Annotated in this window: 28 protein-coding genes; 9 read left to right on the top strand and 19 right to left on the bottom strand. The window is 58.1% G+C overall.

Features of this window, described 5'->3' with window-relative positions:
- Positions 1–84 precede the first annotated feature (84 nt).
- The gene (locus tag SynMINOS11_RS05455) at positions 85–327 is read left to right on the top strand and encodes a hypothetical protein (RefSeq protein WP_186550361.1); all 243 of its coding nucleotides are present in this window, start codon (positions 85–87) and stop codon (positions 325–327) included.
- A gap of 149 nt (positions 328–476) precedes the next feature.
- Here the strand turns inward: SynMINOS11_RS05455 and SynMINOS11_RS05450 are convergent, their stop codons facing one another.
- Positions 477–677 (bottom strand): hypothetical protein, encoded by a 201-nt coding sequence (locus SynMINOS11_RS05450; protein WP_186550359.1) that lies wholly within the window; start codon positions 675–677, stop codon positions 477–479.
- A gap of 413 nt (positions 678–1,090) precedes the next feature.
- On the opposite strand from SynMINOS11_RS05450, the gene SynMINOS11_RS05445 reads away from it, so the two are divergent.
- Positions 1,091–1,429 carry a hypothetical protein gene (locus SynMINOS11_RS05445; protein WP_186550357.1) on the top strand — a complete coding sequence of 113 codons (339 nt, stop codon included), beginning with the start codon at positions 1,091–1,093 and terminating at the stop codon, positions 1,427–1,429.
- 6 nt (positions 1,430–1,435) lie between these two features.
- On the opposite strand, the gene SynMINOS11_RS05440 is transcribed toward SynMINOS11_RS05445, so the two are convergent.
- The 3 genes from SynMINOS11_RS05440 to SynMINOS11_RS05430 all read right to left on the bottom strand — a co-directional run bounded on the left by SynMINOS11_RS05440 (position 1,436) and on the right by SynMINOS11_RS05430 (position 2,728).
- Positions 1,436–1,936: a hypothetical protein gene (locus SynMINOS11_RS05440; protein ID WP_186550355.1), complete on the bottom strand. Its 501-nt coding sequence runs from the start codon at positions 1,934–1,936 to the stop codon at positions 1,436–1,438.
- Between the two features lie 43 nt (positions 1,937–1,979).
- Complete coding sequence (locus SynMINOS11_RS05435; RefSeq protein WP_186550353.1) at positions 1,980–2,150, bottom strand: hypothetical protein; 171 nt, start codon at positions 2,148–2,150, stop codon at positions 1,980–1,982.
- Between the two features lie 263 nt (positions 2,151–2,413).
- A complete protein-coding gene (locus SynMINOS11_RS05430; protein WP_011935486.1) occupies positions 2,414–2,728 on the bottom strand; it encodes a DUF3303 domain-containing protein in 315 nt (104 codons plus the stop codon).
- Positions 2,729–3,701: 973 nt separating this feature from the next.
- On the opposite strand from SynMINOS11_RS05430, the gene SynMINOS11_RS05425 reads away from it, so the two are divergent.
- A complete protein-coding gene (locus SynMINOS11_RS05425) occupies positions 3,702–3,866 on the top strand; it encodes a hypothetical protein (protein WP_186550351.1) in 165 nt (54 codons plus the stop codon).
- Between the two features lie 147 nt (positions 3,867–4,013).
- Here the strand turns inward: SynMINOS11_RS05425 and SynMINOS11_RS05420 are convergent, their stop codons facing one another.
- Positions 4,014–4,220, bottom strand: a complete 207-nt coding sequence (locus SynMINOS11_RS05420; protein ID WP_011935484.1) for a hypothetical protein — start codon at positions 4,218–4,220, stop codon at positions 4,014–4,016.
- Positions 4,221–4,266: 46 nt separating this feature from the next.
- Here SynMINOS11_RS05420 and SynMINOS11_RS12915 point away from each other — a divergent pair, with 46 nt between their 5' ends.
- Both SynMINOS11_RS12915 and SynMINOS11_RS05415 read left to right on the top strand, forming a co-directional pair.
- Positions 4,267–4,506: a hypothetical protein gene (locus tag SynMINOS11_RS12915; protein ID WP_370586189.1), complete on the top strand. Its 240-nt coding sequence runs from the start codon at positions 4,267–4,269 to the stop codon at positions 4,504–4,506.
- A gap of 86 nt (positions 4,507–4,592) precedes the next feature.
- A complete protein-coding gene (locus tag SynMINOS11_RS05415) occupies positions 4,593–4,748 on the top strand; it encodes a hypothetical protein (protein ID WP_186550349.1) in 156 nt (51 codons plus the stop codon).
- On the opposite strand, the gene SynMINOS11_RS05410 is transcribed toward SynMINOS11_RS05415, so the two are convergent.
- From SynMINOS11_RS05410 to SynMINOS11_RS05380, 7 genes are all read right to left on the bottom strand, one after another.
- Positions 4,749–4,973, bottom strand: coding sequence for a hypothetical protein (locus SynMINOS11_RS05410; RefSeq protein WP_011935481.1), 225 nt, complete (start codon positions 4,971–4,973; stop codon positions 4,749–4,751).
- Positions 4,974–5,007: 34 nt separating this feature from the next.
- Positions 5,008–5,340: a DMT family transporter gene (locus SynMINOS11_RS05405; RefSeq protein WP_043736802.1), complete on the bottom strand. Its 333-nt coding sequence runs from the start codon at positions 5,338–5,340 to the stop codon at positions 5,008–5,010.
- Between the two features lie 48 nt (positions 5,341–5,388).
- Entirely contained in the window at positions 5,389–5,559 is a 171-nt protein-coding gene (locus SynMINOS11_RS05400; protein ID WP_011935479.1) for a hypothetical protein, read from the bottom strand.
- A 92-nt stretch (positions 5,560–5,651) separates the two neighbouring features.
- Entirely contained in the window at positions 5,652–6,422 is a 771-nt protein-coding gene (locus SynMINOS11_RS05395; RefSeq protein ID WP_043737990.1) for a Coq4 family protein, read from the bottom strand.
- A gap of 125 nt (positions 6,423–6,547) precedes the next feature.
- A complete protein-coding gene (locus tag SynMINOS11_RS05390; RefSeq protein WP_186550347.1) occupies positions 6,548–7,078 on the bottom strand; it encodes a hemagglutinin in 531 nt (176 codons plus the stop codon).
- A 33-nt stretch (positions 7,079–7,111) separates the two neighbouring features.
- On the bottom strand, positions 7,112–7,537 hold the full coding sequence (locus SynMINOS11_RS05385; protein ID WP_255445503.1) for an OsmC family protein: 426 nt from the start codon (positions 7,535–7,537) through the stop codon (positions 7,112–7,114).
- A gap of 37 nt (positions 7,538–7,574) precedes the next feature.
- The gene (locus SynMINOS11_RS05380; protein ID WP_186550345.1) at positions 7,575–7,790 is read right to left on the bottom strand and encodes a hypothetical protein; all 216 of its coding nucleotides are present in this window, start codon (positions 7,788–7,790) and stop codon (positions 7,575–7,577) included.
- Positions 7,791–8,131: 341 nt separating this feature from the next.
- On the opposite strand from SynMINOS11_RS05380, the gene SynMINOS11_RS05375 reads away from it, so the two are divergent.
- Together SynMINOS11_RS05375 and SynMINOS11_RS05370 are read left to right on the top strand one after the other, a co-directional pair.
- Positions 8,132–8,284: a hypothetical protein gene (locus tag SynMINOS11_RS05375; protein WP_186550343.1), complete on the top strand. Its 153-nt coding sequence runs from the start codon at positions 8,132–8,134 to the stop codon at positions 8,282–8,284.
- A gap of 476 nt (positions 8,285–8,760) precedes the next feature.
- Positions 8,761–9,273, top strand: a complete 513-nt coding sequence (locus SynMINOS11_RS05370) for a DUF924 family protein (RefSeq protein ID WP_186550341.1) — start codon at positions 8,761–8,763, stop codon at positions 9,271–9,273.
- Here the strand turns inward: SynMINOS11_RS05370 and SynMINOS11_RS05365 are convergent.
- Positions 9,264–10,136 (bottom strand): MBL fold metallo-hydrolase, encoded by an 873-nt coding sequence (locus SynMINOS11_RS05365; RefSeq protein WP_186550339.1) that lies wholly within the window; start codon positions 10,134–10,136, stop codon positions 9,264–9,266. The two genes, SynMINOS11_RS05370 and SynMINOS11_RS05365, sit on opposite strands and share 10 nt — an antisense overlap.
- A 24-nt stretch (positions 10,137–10,160) precedes the next feature.
- Entirely contained in the window at positions 10,161–10,328 is a 168-nt protein-coding gene (locus SynMINOS11_RS05360) for a hypothetical protein (RefSeq protein WP_186550337.1), read from the bottom strand.
- Between the two features lie 76 nt (positions 10,329–10,404).
- On the opposite strand from SynMINOS11_RS05360, the gene SynMINOS11_RS05355 reads away from it, so the two are divergent.
- Positions 10,405–11,841, top strand: a complete 1,437-nt coding sequence (locus SynMINOS11_RS05355) for a glycosyl hydrolase family 57 (RefSeq protein WP_186550336.1) — start codon at positions 10,405–10,407, stop codon at positions 11,839–11,841.
- Here SynMINOS11_RS05355 and SynMINOS11_RS05350 read toward each other — a convergent pair.
- From SynMINOS11_RS05350 to SynMINOS11_RS05335, 4 genes are all read right to left on the bottom strand, one after another.
- Entirely contained in the window at positions 11,838–12,320 is a 483-nt protein-coding gene (locus SynMINOS11_RS05350; RefSeq protein WP_011935468.1) for a flavin reductase family protein, read from the bottom strand. The genes SynMINOS11_RS05355 and SynMINOS11_RS05350 overlap by 4 nt on opposite strands.
- A 33-nt stretch (positions 12,321–12,353) precedes the next feature.
- Positions 12,354–14,045: a SulP family inorganic anion transporter gene (locus SynMINOS11_RS05345; RefSeq protein WP_186550334.1), complete on the bottom strand. Its 1,692-nt coding sequence runs from the start codon at positions 14,043–14,045 to the stop codon at positions 12,354–12,356.
- Positions 14,046–14,151: 106 nt separating this feature from the next.
- Positions 14,152–14,295 carry a hypothetical protein gene (locus SynMINOS11_RS05340; RefSeq protein ID WP_186550333.1) on the bottom strand — a complete coding sequence of 48 codons (144 nt, stop codon included), beginning with the start codon at positions 14,293–14,295 and terminating at the stop codon, positions 14,152–14,154.
- Positions 14,296–14,383: 88 nt separating this feature from the next.
- On the bottom strand, positions 14,384–14,683 hold the full coding sequence (locus SynMINOS11_RS05335; protein WP_255445502.1) for a hypothetical protein: 300 nt from the start codon (positions 14,681–14,683) through the stop codon (positions 14,384–14,386).
- 85 nt (positions 14,684–14,768) lie between these two features.
- Here SynMINOS11_RS05335 and SynMINOS11_RS05330 point away from each other — a divergent pair, with 85 nt between their 5' ends.
- Positions 14,769–14,942, top strand: a complete 174-nt coding sequence (locus SynMINOS11_RS05330) for a hypothetical protein (RefSeq protein ID WP_011935464.1) — start codon at positions 14,769–14,771, stop codon at positions 14,940–14,942.
- 6 nt (positions 14,943–14,948) lie between these two features.
- Here SynMINOS11_RS05330 and SynMINOS11_RS05325 read toward each other — a convergent pair whose 3' ends face one another.
- Positions 14,949–16,523, bottom strand: coding sequence for a phytoene desaturase family protein (locus SynMINOS11_RS05325; protein WP_370586188.1), 1,575 nt, complete (start codon positions 16,521–16,523; stop codon positions 14,949–14,951).
- Position 16,524 lies beyond the last annotated feature (1 nt).

Here is a 16,524-nt window from a genome sequence, read left to right as displayed (position 1 = left end):
ACCAATCAAGCCCTCTTAGCAGCAGTAGCGTCAAAGCAGCCAGAGGAGGGTCATATGACGTTCCTAATTGCTCTCAACCTGGTTTTGCTGGCCTTACTGGCAGGACATGAGCTTTTTCAACGCGCTTCTGATCGTTTGCTCGAGTGGATGCGCGTCAGAGCGCTGCGTCAAAGCCATCCCGAGATGGAGGGTGTCACTGAGGAAGAAGAGCTTCTTGGCTTCCAAATTGATGAAGCCCTCGGCGCAGTGATTCTGAACAACGAGCACCCAGGTAAAGACGAACCGTTCCTTTTAGACCCTGCCTTCTTTGAAGACGATGGAGAGTGATCAAAAGTTAAGGCCTCTCTCCCCATAGCGACAAGAAACACACCGCCATCGACCTGCAACCGAGCCTCAATTGGCCATCTGGATTGGAGACCAGATGGTGTCCCCAAGGCGAGGCGGAGATCACCACTCCCCCGAGTTCATGACTCCAGTCAAGGCTCGAAGACCAGCGTTGTCATCAGACAATGCATCCCTTCAATCGACTTGTCTTCCACGTGACTGTCTTCATCGCAGTAGAGATCGATGTAGAAGAACGCATCCTCAGAGCAATAACAACACGCAACCTCTTCGTACTGGCCATCAAGTGAAGCCGAAGCATCCATGACGACCCATCGCTCTTTGGTCAAAGTCATTGATCACCTCCCTATTCCCTTGACCGTAGAGAAAAGTGCTTTTGCTCTAACGAGGAAAAATTTCAATGCAACATCCTGTATTTAGGAGCTTCTGCTCATCTCTGTGTATTGCAATGAACATCATTCTCAGCGATGTGGCGATCTGAATCGGCCTCCTCTCAGCCTCTCCAAGTGGGTTTACCGTCAGGGAACAGGTGCCCCCGTTGGGTCCAAAGCTGAGCTGGCGTGACTTCCAGGCCGTTGGCTCGGCAAAAGCGCACAGCTTCGTGGGTGGTGCTCAGTTGATGAAGCCCATCGGCGAAGTTTTGATCGTTGCTGATCCTGCGCTTCAGCAGAGCAACAGTACTTGAAGTGGACATATCGAACCTCCTGGTCGCTATACCTCCAGTGTGAACCTGACCAGGAGGAAAGGTATGAGCACAAAGCCTTACTACGACAAGTATTTCCCCGACGGCTTGGTGGATGGCAGCTTCTCTGTTGTGTATCTACTCTGCATCTGGCTTAACCAAGATGTCACCAGTGACATGCTCGATGGTGTGGGCTTGGTTCTTGATGATGAGGATGGTGAAGTCCTCGGCGATTACGTACTCGATGGTGATCAAATTGTTGTCCAACTCTTTCTGCCGACCAGTGCAGGAGATATCGACGGCAAAGACGATGAACTACCCCACGGCTGGGAGAAGGACATACCGGCCATGATCGGCCTCAAACCAGAATGGGTTGACGACGTGGAGTGGATGACAGGCGAGTGAGTTGAGTTATTGGCCTCCATAAAAAGCCCAGGGAATCCCAAACGACACCAGGTCGTAGGGATTACCAGGGAGCAGAGCAACGATGGCGAGCTCTTGATCATCAAACGCCTCTTTCGACTTCACCACAAAACCGGCGGCATCCGATGCTGACCACAGCGGTGAACCGAGGCGACGCTCCTCTTTGTAGGTCTCAAAGAGTTGGGCGAATTCATCGCCGTTCTGCTCATCGTTGAGCATGTGCTCAAGAGCAGCATCCGAGCCTTGCTGTTCATAGAGCTCAAAGAGCTGCTGCATCAACGGGTTATCGGCCGTGGTTGACACCCGCAAAATATTGCCGATGGTGCCCACCGCTGAGATGTGAAAGCGATGGGGCGTCTTGCGCGCATCGATCACAGCCACTGGAAGGTTCATGTCCCAGCGGCCATGGCTGCAGACGTCGAGCGCCAAACCCTTCAATTGCTGACTGTGCTCGCTGCACAGCTGCTGCACCCTCTCAGCTTTATCCATGCCAACCAGCCGGCCCTGGCCTCACAGGGCTGTTCATGCTGGTTTAAAGCTGATCACCAGGGACCGATCTAAAACGGGCCTGGGGCTTAACCGACTTGTCTTCAATGTGGCTGTCCTCATCGCAGTGGATGTCGATGTAGTGAAAGGCATCGTCAGACGAGTAACAGCAAGCGACCTCCTGATAGCTGCCATCAATCGAAGCCGAGGCATCCATCACAACCCATCGCTCAGCACGACTTGGCATGGGTGGTCTTGCGACTCCATCAACACTAGGAGTCTTTTTTTTGGGCTTAAGAAGAGATAACGACACCCAGGCACCTAAGCGTTTCTGCTCATGTCGATGGAGTGCCGTGCACATAGACCGTGCTCAGGCACTCCTTGGGTCTATGTGAGTGTCGGCCGAGGCTGGTGCGGAACACCACCCGGTGGTGAGGGAGCACCTGCCTGATGGGGCAGGTGCTTTTTCATTGTTTGCCGTTAATCAGCTGCTGCAGCCTCAACCGCAGGCCACATGGCCGCAAATTCAGCATCACTAACGACCGCCGTGACCTCGAACTGAATCCCAAACCCCTTGATCCAAGGACCCAAGTGCGCCCACACCTTGCCGATGTCGCTGGCGACGGCGATGGCAACACCACTACCGCTGACCGGCTCACAAACGCGGTATTTCAGTTCAAAGCCATCAAAACGATCTCCAGGCGCTCCGGCATTGATGTACTCAGCAAACCCCGGGCAGGACTCCCAAGCCCCATCCACGGTGGGGAACGACCAAACAATCAGATAGTGCTGCATCAAGACCGAGGCAATAAGGGCTTACTAGCTCGCCCAGAGCCGCTGGGGAACTGGGCGAGCAGTCCCTATCAGGACGACAACTCAATCGGAGCGTCGAACTCGGATTCCCACTGACGCCGATTCAGCACCGATGGAGCAGGTGGCCAAACCGGGCGCTTGAGCGGAGCTGCTGGTTTGGGTTTCACCGACTCCGCACCTGCCAAAACCTTGCTTGTGAACGCAGCGGTAGCCATGGGCAACCTCGGCAGTGCAAGAAAACGTCTTGCTTCTGGGCCGACCATGACGGACTCGAACTAACCCAGGAGTTACGAAAAAATCAAAACGACGAGATTCAAAAACAGATGCTCCCGAAAAAAAACGCTCCGGGAGCAACCCGAAGCGTTTGACCCTCATGAAAGCTCGGTGTCTCGTTGCCGAACTGTTGTCAGTCTCCAAGAGCTGAGCTGGTTTGTGCAGGGGGCGAACCGAACAGCTGCGTGCGGCTTGCCGCTAGGCAAACGGCACCCCAATCTGATCAAGGCCGGCGGCTAAGTCCATCGGCATTAAGGCGCATTGCCTTTGACCACCGGCAGGGCAAAAGTATGGGCATCGAACACGGAGGCGCCCAATGGACGACACGCCACCTGAGACATCAACCGCAGCACTCTGAGCGAGGCGCCTGCTCCAACAGTCTCCACAAAGCGTGGGCGAGGAGCTGAGTTGACCACCGACTGGACGTCGATTCAGCGCCACTCCTCTGCATCGTTGAGGTGCCCCATAGGAGTCCGCCCGATACACCTGGACCCTTGGCCCCAGGTTCGCCTTTGACCAGACGCTGCCCAATCAGCCATCACGAAAGCCGCTCCTCCCTTGAGGGGCGGCTTTCTGCTATCAGCCAGATCCATGGGCTGTGGTTGGGTCATGGGTACGGGTATTTCCCGCACAGCGAACTCAGCAGGTTGGCGATGGTGTTGCCATCCATTGCTTGTTGACCATGACCACCGAAATTCGCAATTGGGGTGTTGTTGCCGCCGCGATGGAGGCCCAAGGCGCAACCAACAGCTTCATGTACAAACGCGCCAAGGCCATTGCTGAAGGCCAGCCTGATCCAATGCCCACGAGCTTCCCTGCCGCACCACTGAGCATTTCAGCGGCTTGATAGCCGGCAGCCAAGATCACTCACCGCCCCCCTGAACGGGGGGTTTTCTGTTGGAACAAGCCAAGCTTGTTTGGAGGGCGATTGAGGCAGACCAAAAAGCCGACGACGCCGATACCAAGGCATGAAGATGCCAACTAGGGCAGCTGCTTAACGGCCTTCTAATTGCTTGAGGCGCTGCTGATGGTGCAGCAAATAGCCCTCCCACAGCTCAAGGCCTTCCTCCGTGAGACTGGGCGACTTCAATCGCTCGAGGCAGGCCTCAATCTGAGCGCGGTGCCACTCAGGACTCTCGGCTTCGGATTTGGCTTTGACCATTGAGCAGCAGATGCCCTTCAGTTCTAGTGACGCCGACACCACTGCTGCCGTTCAAACCATGAGGAAACCAATGCGGTCAGTGCTGATGAGTGTCGCGGGAATCCTCCTGGTAGCCCCCATGCCTGGACTGGCTCAAAAAGAGATCCCCAAGGCGGCAGGGCACGACCAGTGTCCACTGGGCTACGTCAACACCCTGGGGACGACATGCGTGTCACCGGTGGACTACGAAGTGGCTCCAACCCATGGCCAAGCTTGCAAGCCAGGCTGGATGAACATTGGAGCCGGCTACTGCAAAAAGAAAAAGGGACCTCTAGGAATTTTCTAAACGCTCTGTGTGATGGAGAGGGGGAAACCCGAACCACAGAGCCCTGAGTCGCCGCGCCATCGTTTCATCAGCTTTCAACGTTGGTGATGACGATCGAGCAATTGCAACGCCGCTACCACTGGCTGAAATATGAAGCCGACTTCATCGCTGATGCACAGCAAGCCCATGTGATCAGCGAGCAAGCCAATCAAGTCATGGCTGAGATCAAACAACGACTCGCTGCAGGCGACGTCAACAGCTGATCAATCAACAACAAAACCAAGGAATAACTCAACAATCGTGAGCCCGATCAAAAAGGTTGCGGCAAAAAACGAGGCTTCTTGAAAGCGTCTACCCAAAATAATGGCCCCCGTCACGCAACACATTTCAATTGCCACTCTGGGCCACTCGACGGCGAAATCAAACACGCTTACGAGTTCTTTGAATAGATCAACATTAAAAAATATCCCGCCAAGGGAAAGTTTCAAAAGCTACATGTTTCACGAGCAATTGTACAAAACCTCAGCCCTTGAGCTGGCCTGTGATATTCACCATCACCACCCCTGCTGTGATCAATGCCATGCCTGACAACTGGGTTGGGGTTGGAACTTGCCTATAGACGAACACGCCCACTAGCACGATGGCCACAATTCCGATGCCGCTCCACAGGGCATAGGTGATGCCTAATGGAATGGTCTGCACCACCCGCGACAGCAACAGCATCGACGTGCTGTAGGCCAGCAACACCACAACAGATGGCCACAATCGGCTGAAACCATCGGAGAGCTTCAGGCACGAGGTGCCGATCACCTCAGCGGCAATCGCCAGGAGCAGCAAAGACCAAGCAGGAAGCATCAAAACACCACACCAGCCCTAGGCCTAGCAGCTCTGCGAGCCTGGGCTTCAGACCTGATCCAGCCAGTCCTCCCCTTCGTACCAAGCCAAGCAAGCCAACAGACTGTCGTCAGACAAACACTCCAGGTGATCACCAAAGCATTCGTCGTAGTCGACGCGGCCATGGTTTTCAGCCTTGTAGTGCTCGAGCACAAATTCGATCACAGCCTCGCGATTCATCTCTCTCCCTCCTCTCTTGGTTTGATCCAAGGTTTTTGGGTTGATCGAAGTCAATCCAAATGAGCTGAGAACGGTCTAAGCAGTTACTGGGATCAGCCTAGAGCGGCTGCAATCTCTTGGTTGGAATACCAGCTAAACGCCCCTTCACGCACCGCCTGAATCCCGAGCTCGTTGCGCAGGTCCTCGAGATCCTGCTCAAAGCGCTCCTCCCAAAGGACCGGGAACAGCGGCTTGGCCTGGGCCGCCATCTCCAGTCCATGGCCAATCATGTGGAACACATAACCAGCTGTATGGGCCTGCTGCTTGGCACTGGTGGCCTCATCGAAAGGCGTTTCATTAAGCAGGAACTGAAGCAGCAGATCAATCAAATCAACAAACCCCAAGCCCGGGTGGTTGAACTGGCCAACGCTGATGCTGATCACTCCGGTTTCGCCAAAATTGTCGAGGCTGAAGCCGCTGAGGATGTGGTGGATGTCGTGGGTCGCGTACACCCGGTAGTTGATGTAGTCGGCGTCGGTTTCCAGGTTGGCGAAATAGGCCGGATCGGGGAAAAAGTTGATGTCGTAGCCGATGGTTTCCATCACCACCGCATAGGTGTGGCCCAAGCTGCCTTTGGGGCAGGCCTTGAGGGCATCGAGGTCATAGGGGCCCACCAAACGGCGCTCAGCAATCAAGGCAGCAGACGCTGGGTCACGCTGCAAGACGCGCTCACACAAGCGCATCGGCTTGGAGTCGCGCAGGCGGTGCGACAGCCGAAAAACGTTTTCAGCTGAATCGCCGCCACCGGCAGCCAAATCAGCGAGCTCAAGAAACTGCTGAATGTGCTGACGGCTGGCGATCTGATCGAGATAGCGAAATCCCATGGCTTTTCAAGCAGCTGGAGGCAATACAACGGAGCCCTCAGCGCGACAGTATCCAGAGTCGTCAGGGGGCGGAATAAAACCCCCCGAAGCATTTCAAGATCAGCGGGATGACCAGCTGGAATCACTCAAACCGTCACCGGCAAGCAGCTGGCACCCACACCCCCCTCAAGGCCGAGAGAACGGCAGATGTGGCCATCGCGAAACGTCCACACCCAGGGCGTCTGGGCGCGCGCCGCTTGAAGTGCGCAGTTCCCATGCAAGGAGACCGGAATGAACTCCGTGGCGAAATCAAACGCCTGATCACGAATGGATTGGTTCAGCACCACGCTGCCGCTTTCAGCGGACACCGAGCGATGGAACGTGCCAATCGGGATTTGCAGCGCCCCCATGGCTCGAATCAAATGAATGACATGGTGCGGCTGGTCCCATTGAGGATTGAGCAGGGTGTAGATACGACCCCCCTCTAAGACCAGGTTGTGATCAATCTGGTGTTGATGAACATAATATTGTTCGCCATTGAGATCATCGGGTGGCGAAATAGCAGCACCGTGGTGAGCGACCACATCGGTGCCATTACTGCCTTCAACACTGGCATCAAAGAAAGTGACAGCTGGTGTTTCACGAAACACATGAATTGGAATAAATATCAGACGCATACATCCTCCTTTTCACAAACGATGGGGCAACTTCTAGACCTCAACAATCCATTTGAGATGAACCACAAGGTCATCTGACAAACTCCTCATCACCGGACAATCCTGAGCAGCCTGTTTCAAAAACACGATTTGCTCAGCAGTCAACCCAGGTGGCAAGTGAACATCCACATCGAGCCTCTCAATTTTCCTGGGTTGCTCTGCGCTCATCGTTTTGCGAACCAATGCATGGGCCCGGCCCAGGTCCCAGCCCTTTCGGCGCGAATGGATTCCCATCACCGTGAGGATGCAAGTACCCAAAGAACTGGCAAAAAGGTCTGTCGGGGCAAAGCCTTCGCCGTTTCCATCATGATCAGGCGGCGCATCAGTATTGATGATGGAAGCTGATGGAAGATGCTTGGCTCGGCAGTGGAGATTGCCAGCGTAGAAGCACTGGATAAGTGTCATAAAACCCCGAATCAATGGATCGAGATCGGCAGCGCAAGCCCTCAACTGAGGTCTATTCGCAATTCAATTCATCACAAATCATGCGTGCCGTATTGAGGTCATTGGTTTCCCAATGACGCCCTGGAAAGCGCTGATGCCTGACGCGAAACGTGTTGGCGTGTTCCCGCACAATCACGCAACCATGCTCATAGGGAATCTGTAGCGGCTCAGATTGCGCTTGATGCTCCTCAGCTTGACCAAGCGGAACATCAGATTGATCAACAACCATCTCTTTTCCCTCGACGATGCAATTGGTCTACGCCCGACCATCGACCTGAGCGCCAAGGGAAGTGGAACGAAAACACTCTGTAATGATTCACGCGGATTTGATGTGATCAGCAGTCTCAACAGGCCATGGCTGTCAGCAACAACACCCGTTGATGCATGACAAAAAAGCCCCCAAACCGTTGGGGGCCAATGAATCCATACACGCCATCGAGCGTTGACTGCGTTCGTCTGAACGCCACACAACACTCAAACAACGATGGGGCACCCCACTACCCCCATTTAGGGGTATTGACCGCTGCCAGAGGATTTCTAGGTTTGGAGCATCCGGCAGGCACCATTGCCATGACGCTCGACTTTGCATTTTCCGAAAGCATCGGTTCTGTGATCACCGATGGCAAACACCCTCCAATCCATGCCTTGGCCTGCCCCCTGAAGGTGACATGCATTTACAAACGCAGCACCAGCCAACCGGCGATGAAGATCTTGAACAGTTGAGCAAAAGCTTCCAAGGAATAACGAGCTGAGCTTTTTGATCCTGGAAGAGCAGGTTGAAGACCGCGCTCGCTTCACGCACTGCGTGTTTCGCCTGATTGGCCTGCTGCTGATCCACACCCTTTGAATGCACGCAGGCATGCACGGGGAAAGAAGCTCACGATCCTCAAGGCGAAATTGAGGAATTTTCCTCACTGCCTGAAGTGGGAGAACAATGGCGAGCTCTCGACAACCGATCAACGCCGGATCATTGCGGTGATGTGCGCCATGGACCCCAGCAATTGCCCCGATCAATCCAGAAACGATCAGGACGCTTGATCGCTCACCTGTTGTTGAGAGGCGAATCGCATCGCCCAACTGCGGGCTATCAGGGTGGTTAAGGCTGCGCCAGTGGCCAAAAAGACGAGTAAGCCCTGCTCAACTGTCATGGTGCTACCGCTAATTACCTGTCTTCTAACGAAAAAGTTGCCCTGGCGCGGTTGCTACATCCACAAACCAACACCGACCCCATCGGGGCAAAGGCTGTTCTGCTCTTCTGGTTTGAAGACTGCCGTCCCTGGCAGTGGTTTCGCCAGCGTGATGCCTTTGATGCCTTGATCAGAGCGCGCTTTGGCGTCCTGGTGGCATCAGCCCTTGCAGGCCAGCTGGCGAGTTGGGAGCAAGAGAGCGATCAAGCCCTGGCCTTGGTGTTGCTGCTCGATCAATTCACGCGGCAGGTGTATCGCGGCAAGCCCCAGGCCTACAGCGGCGATGTCCACGCTCTGGCGCTCAGCCAGCGAGCACTCGCCAACGGTTGGATCAAAGCCGAACCGCAGCGAGTGCGGCGTCAGTTTTGGTTGATGCCGATGCTGCACAGCGAGAACGCAGCTGTGGTGGAGCAAGCAATCCCGTTACTGGAGCGCTTCGCCGATAGCGGCACCGCTGATGTGGCCAGGGCCAACTTGATGGAGTTGCAGCGCCATGGGCACTACCGGCGCCGGCGTCAGCGTTGAACCCAGGCCAGGGTTTGCTGCACCGCCTGCTGCCACTGGCCTGGCGCAAACCGATGGCGGTGGCCATGGCCCGGCAGCAGCCAAGCCACATCAAGATCCTGCAGCTTTTTGAGCGAGCGGATTTGCTCCTCGAAATTCCACCAGCAGTACTGCTTGGAGCACACCAACACCTGCTGCTCGGCGTTCCACCAGAGGTGATCACCACTAAACAACACGCAGCGGGCCTCACCCAAGACGGCGCAGAGCGAGCCTGCCGTGTGCCCCGGTGTTGGAATCAACTGCAGGCCAGGAGCAATGGTTTCGGCATCGCAGCCGTTGAGCTGATGCTCCGCCTCGGGTGCCGCATCACCATCAGCTTGATGAATCCAGCGCGGGCATCCCAAGGCCTGGGCCCAACGCTGGTGATCGGCCACGTCGTCGCGGTGGGTCAACACCATCGCGCTCACGCCCCCCATGGATTGAAGCCGGCGAGCCAAGGGGGCACTCCAGCGGGGCACATCGATCAACACATTCCCCGCAGGGCGCTTCACCAACCAACTGCGGGCACCAAAGCTTTTGCGCGAAGCCCAGCCGCAATAAAAGATCTCGGCATCTCCGGCGGTGGTGATCAACGCCGGAAAACCATCTGCGGGGGTTTGCCGCAGCAGCTCAGGGCTGGTTTCAATCGCCGCAACCGGACAGGCTTGCAGAGCTAGAAGCGCTTGGCACTGCGCCTCAGCTCCGCTCGGTTGACGATGCACAAAAGCCGTCTCAGCCGCGGCGCCGTAGTGCTCAGGGTCAAACGTCCAGCAGGTGCCGCAATCAATGCAGCGCTCATTGACAAAAAACGGTCCTGAAACGTTGTCAGCAACAGCACGGGCCATGGACCCATGCTGACAACGCTGGGCTCATGCCGCCTGTTGATTCATGCTGCGACTGGTCTGATCGGCCACTGGCCACACCAGGCAACCCTCAGCAATCAACTCCTCTCGGGTGCGCTCAAGGTCTTCCAGCGGGATCTCCACAGCGCGGGAGATGCCTTGGCGAAATGTGTTCAAACGGATCAATTCAGCCATGGCGAGGGTGGCGCATTGCAGAGGGTTTACCGGGCCCGCTACGACGGGGCAAGCCCAGCTGTTTTCGGCCCCTGACATGCAACGCTTCGATCCACCGATCTGCGGCTACGAAGCAGCGATCCACCAGGCCACGCACCAACAGGGCAATCTCTGGCTTGAGCACAGCAATATCAACTGGAGTCAGCTCCAGTCGGGATTTAGTTGCGCCTTGCACATGCACCAGCCCACGGTGCCGGCTGGCCCCGATGGCGCCTTCATCTCCCATCTCCAATACATGGCGGAGCACCCAGGCGAGGGCGACAACCACAACGCCGAGCCCTTTGCCCAGTGCTACCGGCGCTTAGCCGATCTGCTGCCGCAACAGATCGCCGAAGGCTGCAACCCCCGAATGATGCTGGATTACTCCGGCAACTTGCTCTGGGGCGTTGGTCAGATGGGCCGCAGCGACATCAGCGGTGCCCTCAATTTTTTGGCCACCGATGCGCTGATGCAACGGCATATCGAATGGCTGGGCACCTTTTGGAGCCATGCCGTCGCGCCATCGACGCCAATCCCGGATTTACATCTCCAGATCAGCGCTTGGCAGCACCAGTTCTTCGATCTATTCGGCGCAGACGCCTTAGCCCGGGTGAAGGGCTTTTCGCTGCCGGAGATGCATCTGCCCAATCACCCTGACACCCTCTACGCGCTCATCGAGGCTCTGCTTGAATCGGGCTACCGCTGGCTGCTGGTGCAGGAACACAGCGTTGAGCAGCCCGATGGCACGGCACTCACGGGCGGGCAGAAATATGGACCCAACCGCTTGGTGGCGCGCAATAGCCAGGGGGAAGAGCTCAGCATCACCGCCTTGATCAAAACCCAGGGCTCCGATACCAAATTGGTGGGCCAGATGCAGCCCTACTACGAAGCCCTCAGCCTCGGCCGCCAGTCATTTGGCCAGCAGCAGCTGCCCTCGCTGGTGGCCCAAATCGCCGATGGCGAAAACGGTGGCGTGATGATGAACGAATTCCCCGCCGCCTTTGAGCAGGCCAACCGCCGCCAGCGGGATGACAGCCCAAACACAGCCGCCATCAATGGCAGCGAATACCTCGAGTGGGTCGAGGCCTCAGGCCTTGAGCCTGCTGATTACCCCGCCATTCAGGCGGTGGGTCAAGCCCGCTTGTTTGAGCAGCTGGGCGATGCCCGTGGGGCTGATGCTGTCAGCGCTGCCATCACGGCAGTGAAAGCCGGCGATAGCCACTTTGCGATGGAGGGGGCCTCCTGGACCAACAGCATCAGCTGGGTGGAGGGCTACAGCAACGTGCTGGAGCCGATGAAGCAGCTCAGCGCGCAATTCCATCGCCGTTTTGGGGAGCTCAACAGCAGCAGCCCCAGCTATCACCAAGCGCTGCTGCATGTGTTGCTGCTGGAGACCAGCTGCTTTCGCTATTGGGGCCAGGGCATCTGGACCGACTACGCCCAAGCAATCTTTGCCCGTGGTGAAGCCTTGATGGGCCTTGATGCAGCGGCTTAGCCGCCGTAGTTCCAGCCAGTGCTGCTGAGCTCCAAGGCGGCGGCATCACGGTGCAGCTGAGCGCTCTTGACCTCACCGACAAACACGGTGTGATCGCCATGGGCGACCTGGCCGACCACGGCGCACTCCACCCCACCCAAGCCGTCATCCAGGATCGGCAACCCGTGTTCGCCAAGTTTGTAGGGGGCGGCGTCAAAGCGTCCGCCAACGCCTTGTTGCGGCTTGAAGAACACAGCGGCCAGATCTTTTTGATCAGCCGCCAGCACGTTGAGCGAAAACTTGCCAGTGCGCTGGATCATGCCGTTGCTGGTGCTGTCGGCCCGCACCGCCATCACCACCAATGGCGGCTCAAACGAGCCCTGGGTGACCCAGCTGGCCGTAAAGCCATTGACCACATCGCCTTCGGCCACGCCGCAGATGAACAGGCCGTGGGGGATCTTGCGCAGCAGCACCTTCTTGGCGTCAGCGTCGAGGCTCATGGCAGGGGAACGATCTGCTTTGATCCTGGCAGCTCAAGCTGAAGCGGCTTCAGCCGAAATCAGATCGAGGGCTTCGCGCCGGCCGCGCAAAAAACGCACCGGACAGGAGCGCTCCAATTGCAAGCGCTTGAGCCGCTCCCGCTGCAGGGGGTCGACCACAGCAATCACCACCTGCCGGCCCTGCTTGCCGGCATCACGGCAGAGCGAATCAATCGCCAAGGAAGCCGTCACCCCGAGGTAGCTCACGGCGCTGAGGTCCAACAGGATCGTGCGGTAGGCCGCCGACACATTCAGCAACTGGGTGAGGTAGCGGCTCGCGCCAAAACTCAACGGCCCCTGCAGGCTGAGCAGCACCACATCAGTGCCGAGCCGCTCCAACAGCCCCTGTTCCTCATCGTTGAGGTTGTCGTAACGGTGGCCGCCCTCAAAACGCTGGGTCTTGCGCTCAAGCGCCGTGGTGAGGCCCTTGATGGTGAGCACGTTGGCCACAAACACTCCCACCACCACCGCTGTCACCAGATCCCAGAAGATCGTGAGGAGCAACACCAGCCACATCAAGGCGGTGGCACGGGCCGATAGCCGGGGCGCGCGGCGCAGGAAATTCCAATCAACGATCTCGATGCCAACGTTCACCAGGATTCCGGCCAGCACCGCCATCGGGATGACTGAGGCCAAGCCGCCAGCACCGAGGGTGACCACCAGCAACACCAGCGAATGCACCACGCCCGAAAGCGGCGTACGACCTCCGGCTTGCACGTTGGTGACGGTGCGCATCGTGGCGCCAGCGCCGGGCAGACCGCCCAACAGCGCAGCACCCATATTCCCTAGGCCCTGACCAATCAACTCACGATCAGAGTTGTGCTGGGTGCGGGTGATGTTGTCGGCTACCAGCGAGGTGAGCAGCGAATCGATCGAGCCCAACACCGCCAGGGTGAGGGCATAACCGCCCAGCATGCGCAGATCACCCAAAGCCAACTGCGGCCAGCGCAGCTGGGGGAATCCCTGGGGAATCTCGCCCAAGCGCGGCAGGGCATCGATGGGCAATAGCAAGCTCAAAGCCGTGACCCCCACCAGCGCCACCAGCGGCGAGGGCAACACGGCGTTGAAGCGCTTGGGGTAGAGACGCACCACCGCGAAGGTGAGCGCACCAATCAACAAGGCAAAGGGGTTGAACTGCGGCAATTCCTGCCAGAGGCCGCTCAAGATCCCCGGCACCGAGCCGCCAAGGTCCAACCCCATCAACACCGGCAGCTGCAGCACCAGCACAATCCCGCCGATGCCCGACATGAAGCCGGAGATCACCGAATAGGGCATCTGCACGATGTATTGGCCGAGGCGCAGCAACCGGAAGATCACCTGGAACAGGCCGGCCACCAGGGCCACGGTGAACGCCAACGCCAGGCCTGCGCCGGGGCCATAGCGCTGCACCATCGTGGCGATGATGCCCGCCATGATCACGGTCATCGGACCGGTGGGTCCTGAAACCTGGGCCGGGGTACCCCCCAATGGAGCTGCAATCAAGCCCAGGGCAATGGCACCCCAAAGCCCCGCAATCGCACCGGCGCCGGAGGTAGCGCCAAAGGCCATGGCCAGCGGCAAGGCCACCACGGCCGTTGTTAATCCGCCGGTGACATCACCGCGCCAGTTACTCAACCAGGTGTTGTGCCACAGGCGGCTGAACCGGCGGCCGCGCACCTCAGGTGGCTCTTGAAAAGGAGAGCGCATCGCAGCGGCGCTAGTTGCTGAATCCTGACGACGCCAAGATTGAGATGGCAAGGATCAACCGGCTCTCCCCTGGATTAGGAGACGATTTGGTAACAACGGCAACGATTCAGCGCGAGTTGCTCGACAAATCAGATGGATCGACAGGATTGCCAGTAGCAGCGTTTGTGGTGGAACTCACAACCCCGATCGCGATCTGGGTGGCTGCCACGACGAACAGGGCAACAGACAGGGACTGCTGAACGCGGTTCATGGAACGACTGCCTTTGGCAACCGCAACCTAAGAAATCTTCCCTCTGACGCAAGAAAAATCTGTCCTGTGCCAGCTAAGACTCATGACCTCACAGGGAGTCTGGCCACACCGATTGGCAACCAGGATCGCGCTTGAGCGCTGCTGATTTGGCTTCCACAGCCGCTTGATGGCCCAAATCTTTGCCGATTAACAGCACCAAACGCCTCAGCGACTGGGTGGCTTTGTCGGGCTCCAACCAGCCCAGGCCGTAGTAGGTGCAGGTGGCTTGCAGCCACCCTTGGGCCTGCCCCTCAAGGCTGATTTGCAGTTTCTCGAACCCAGGCATGGCGGCCGCAGGGGCCGCCATCAGCAGGCTGGCTGCAGCAGCACGCATCACAAACAGGCGCATACGGCAGCAGCGAGTGGCCGCATCATGCCGGCACATGCACTGAGCCGAAAGCCCCTCATGGTGGGTCGCCGCCAACAAGCGCCCGATGAACGGTCAAGCGGCCAGTGAATCGGTATGGTCGAAAGGTGTATTGACCCAAGTCGTGTTCCGCTTTCTCTGCGCAACGTTTGCCCTGGCTGCCCTGCTGCTGCCTGTTTCGGTCAGTGCCCATCCGAACCACGACGCCAGCGATGAGGTCGGCGTCGAGCACCAGCACTAAACCCCGCTACAAACCAAGGCTCTCCAGCAGTTCCTGTTGGTTCTGACGGCCCAGGATTCCGTGGGCTGCCAAGGCGCCACTAGCGGCCACCGGAGGAATACCAATGCCAGGGAAGGTGCTGGAGCCACACATCCAAAACTGTTTGAGCGGTGTGGTCACACCAGGGAAGAGTCCCTCATTGGCTGGTAGCGCTGGCCCATAGCTGCCGTTGTGAACGTTGAGAAAACGTCGGTGGGTGAGAGGCGTTCCTTCCATCACCACATCGCAGCGCTGGCGAATGTCGGGAATGCGTTGCTCCAACACATCCCAGAACACCTGACAGCGCTCACGGCGCAACTGCTGATAGTCAGGGCTATCGCGCTCAAGGCCCTGCCAAAGCTCCCAGGGCTCATTGGCTGGCGTATAGGCATGCAGCACGTGGCGGCCAGCTGGTGCCATGGAGGGATCCAGGACAGAAGGAATCGACACCACAACAGCGTTGCGTTCGGCGGTGATGCCGCGCTCCCAGTCCCCCACCCACACCGTGTGAATCGGTAGGTCGTCCAGACCCGTGGCATCGAAGCCCAGATGCAAATGCAAAAACGAGCCGCAGGCTGGTGTGGCGACCCGTTGCCGCTGCCAGCGCCGCGCCACCCCCTCGGGCAGCAGCTTGAGCGTGCTCCACACATCGGCATTGCTCACCACATGCTCGGCGTGGATCTGCTCTCCGCTCTCCAGCTCAACGCCAATGGCGCGCTCCCCATCGAGCAGCACGCGCTTGACGCGGCTGCGCAGACGCAGCTCACCGCCATGGGCTTCCAAACCGCGCACCAAAGCCATCACCACAGCCTTGCTGCCGCCTTTAGGGAAATCCAAACAGGCATCGGGTTCAAACCACTGGCCAAACAACGTGGCCATCGCTGCGGCATTGGTGCCGCCCATCGGTAGACCGCTGATCAAAAAACAGAGCAAATCCACCCAATGGCGCAGGAAAGGATCACGCAGGTGCTGATCCACCAAAGGGCCAAAGGCACCACCGAGATGGCGCATTGACGCCAGGTGCGGCAACAGCTGTCCGCCGCGGCGCAGCAGCTGGGCCATCACATCGGCTCCTGGGCGAAGCGCCAACAGCGGCAAGGCATCGGCAGCAGCTGCAATCGGCTGCAAAACCTGCATGAAGCGTTGCCATTCCGCCACCGCCGCGGGCCCCCGCAACTGCTGCACCACCACTTCGAAGTCGGCGTTGCCCACACCAATGCGCAGATGCCCTTCCGGGAACAACACATCCCAATCGCGGTATTCGATCACCTCCAGTTCCTGGCCGAGGGCCCGCAGGATCTGGGCCAGGGGATTGCTACTGGGCCAGCGGCCCAAACCACTCCATAGCGAGGGGCCGGATTCGTAGTGATAAGTCTTGCCAAATCCGTGGGCCGCACCACCGGGCTTGCTGTGGGCCTCCAGCACCACCACCTCCTTGCCACCGCGAGCCAGCAGTCCGGCGCAGCAGAGCCCGCCAATGCCGCTACCGATGACGATCACGCCGGTTTTGCTGGCCACGGTGTTCCGCGAGGATGCCGCCAGATTGGCGCCTCTTGGCCGCATC

Origin of the sequence: Synechococcus sp. Minos11, from assembly GCF_014279855.1 — a bacterium.
GTDB lineage: Bacteria > Cyanobacteriota > Cyanobacteriia > PCC-6307 > Cyanobiaceae > RCC307.
This window is presented reverse-complemented; position numbering and strand designations above follow the sequence as displayed.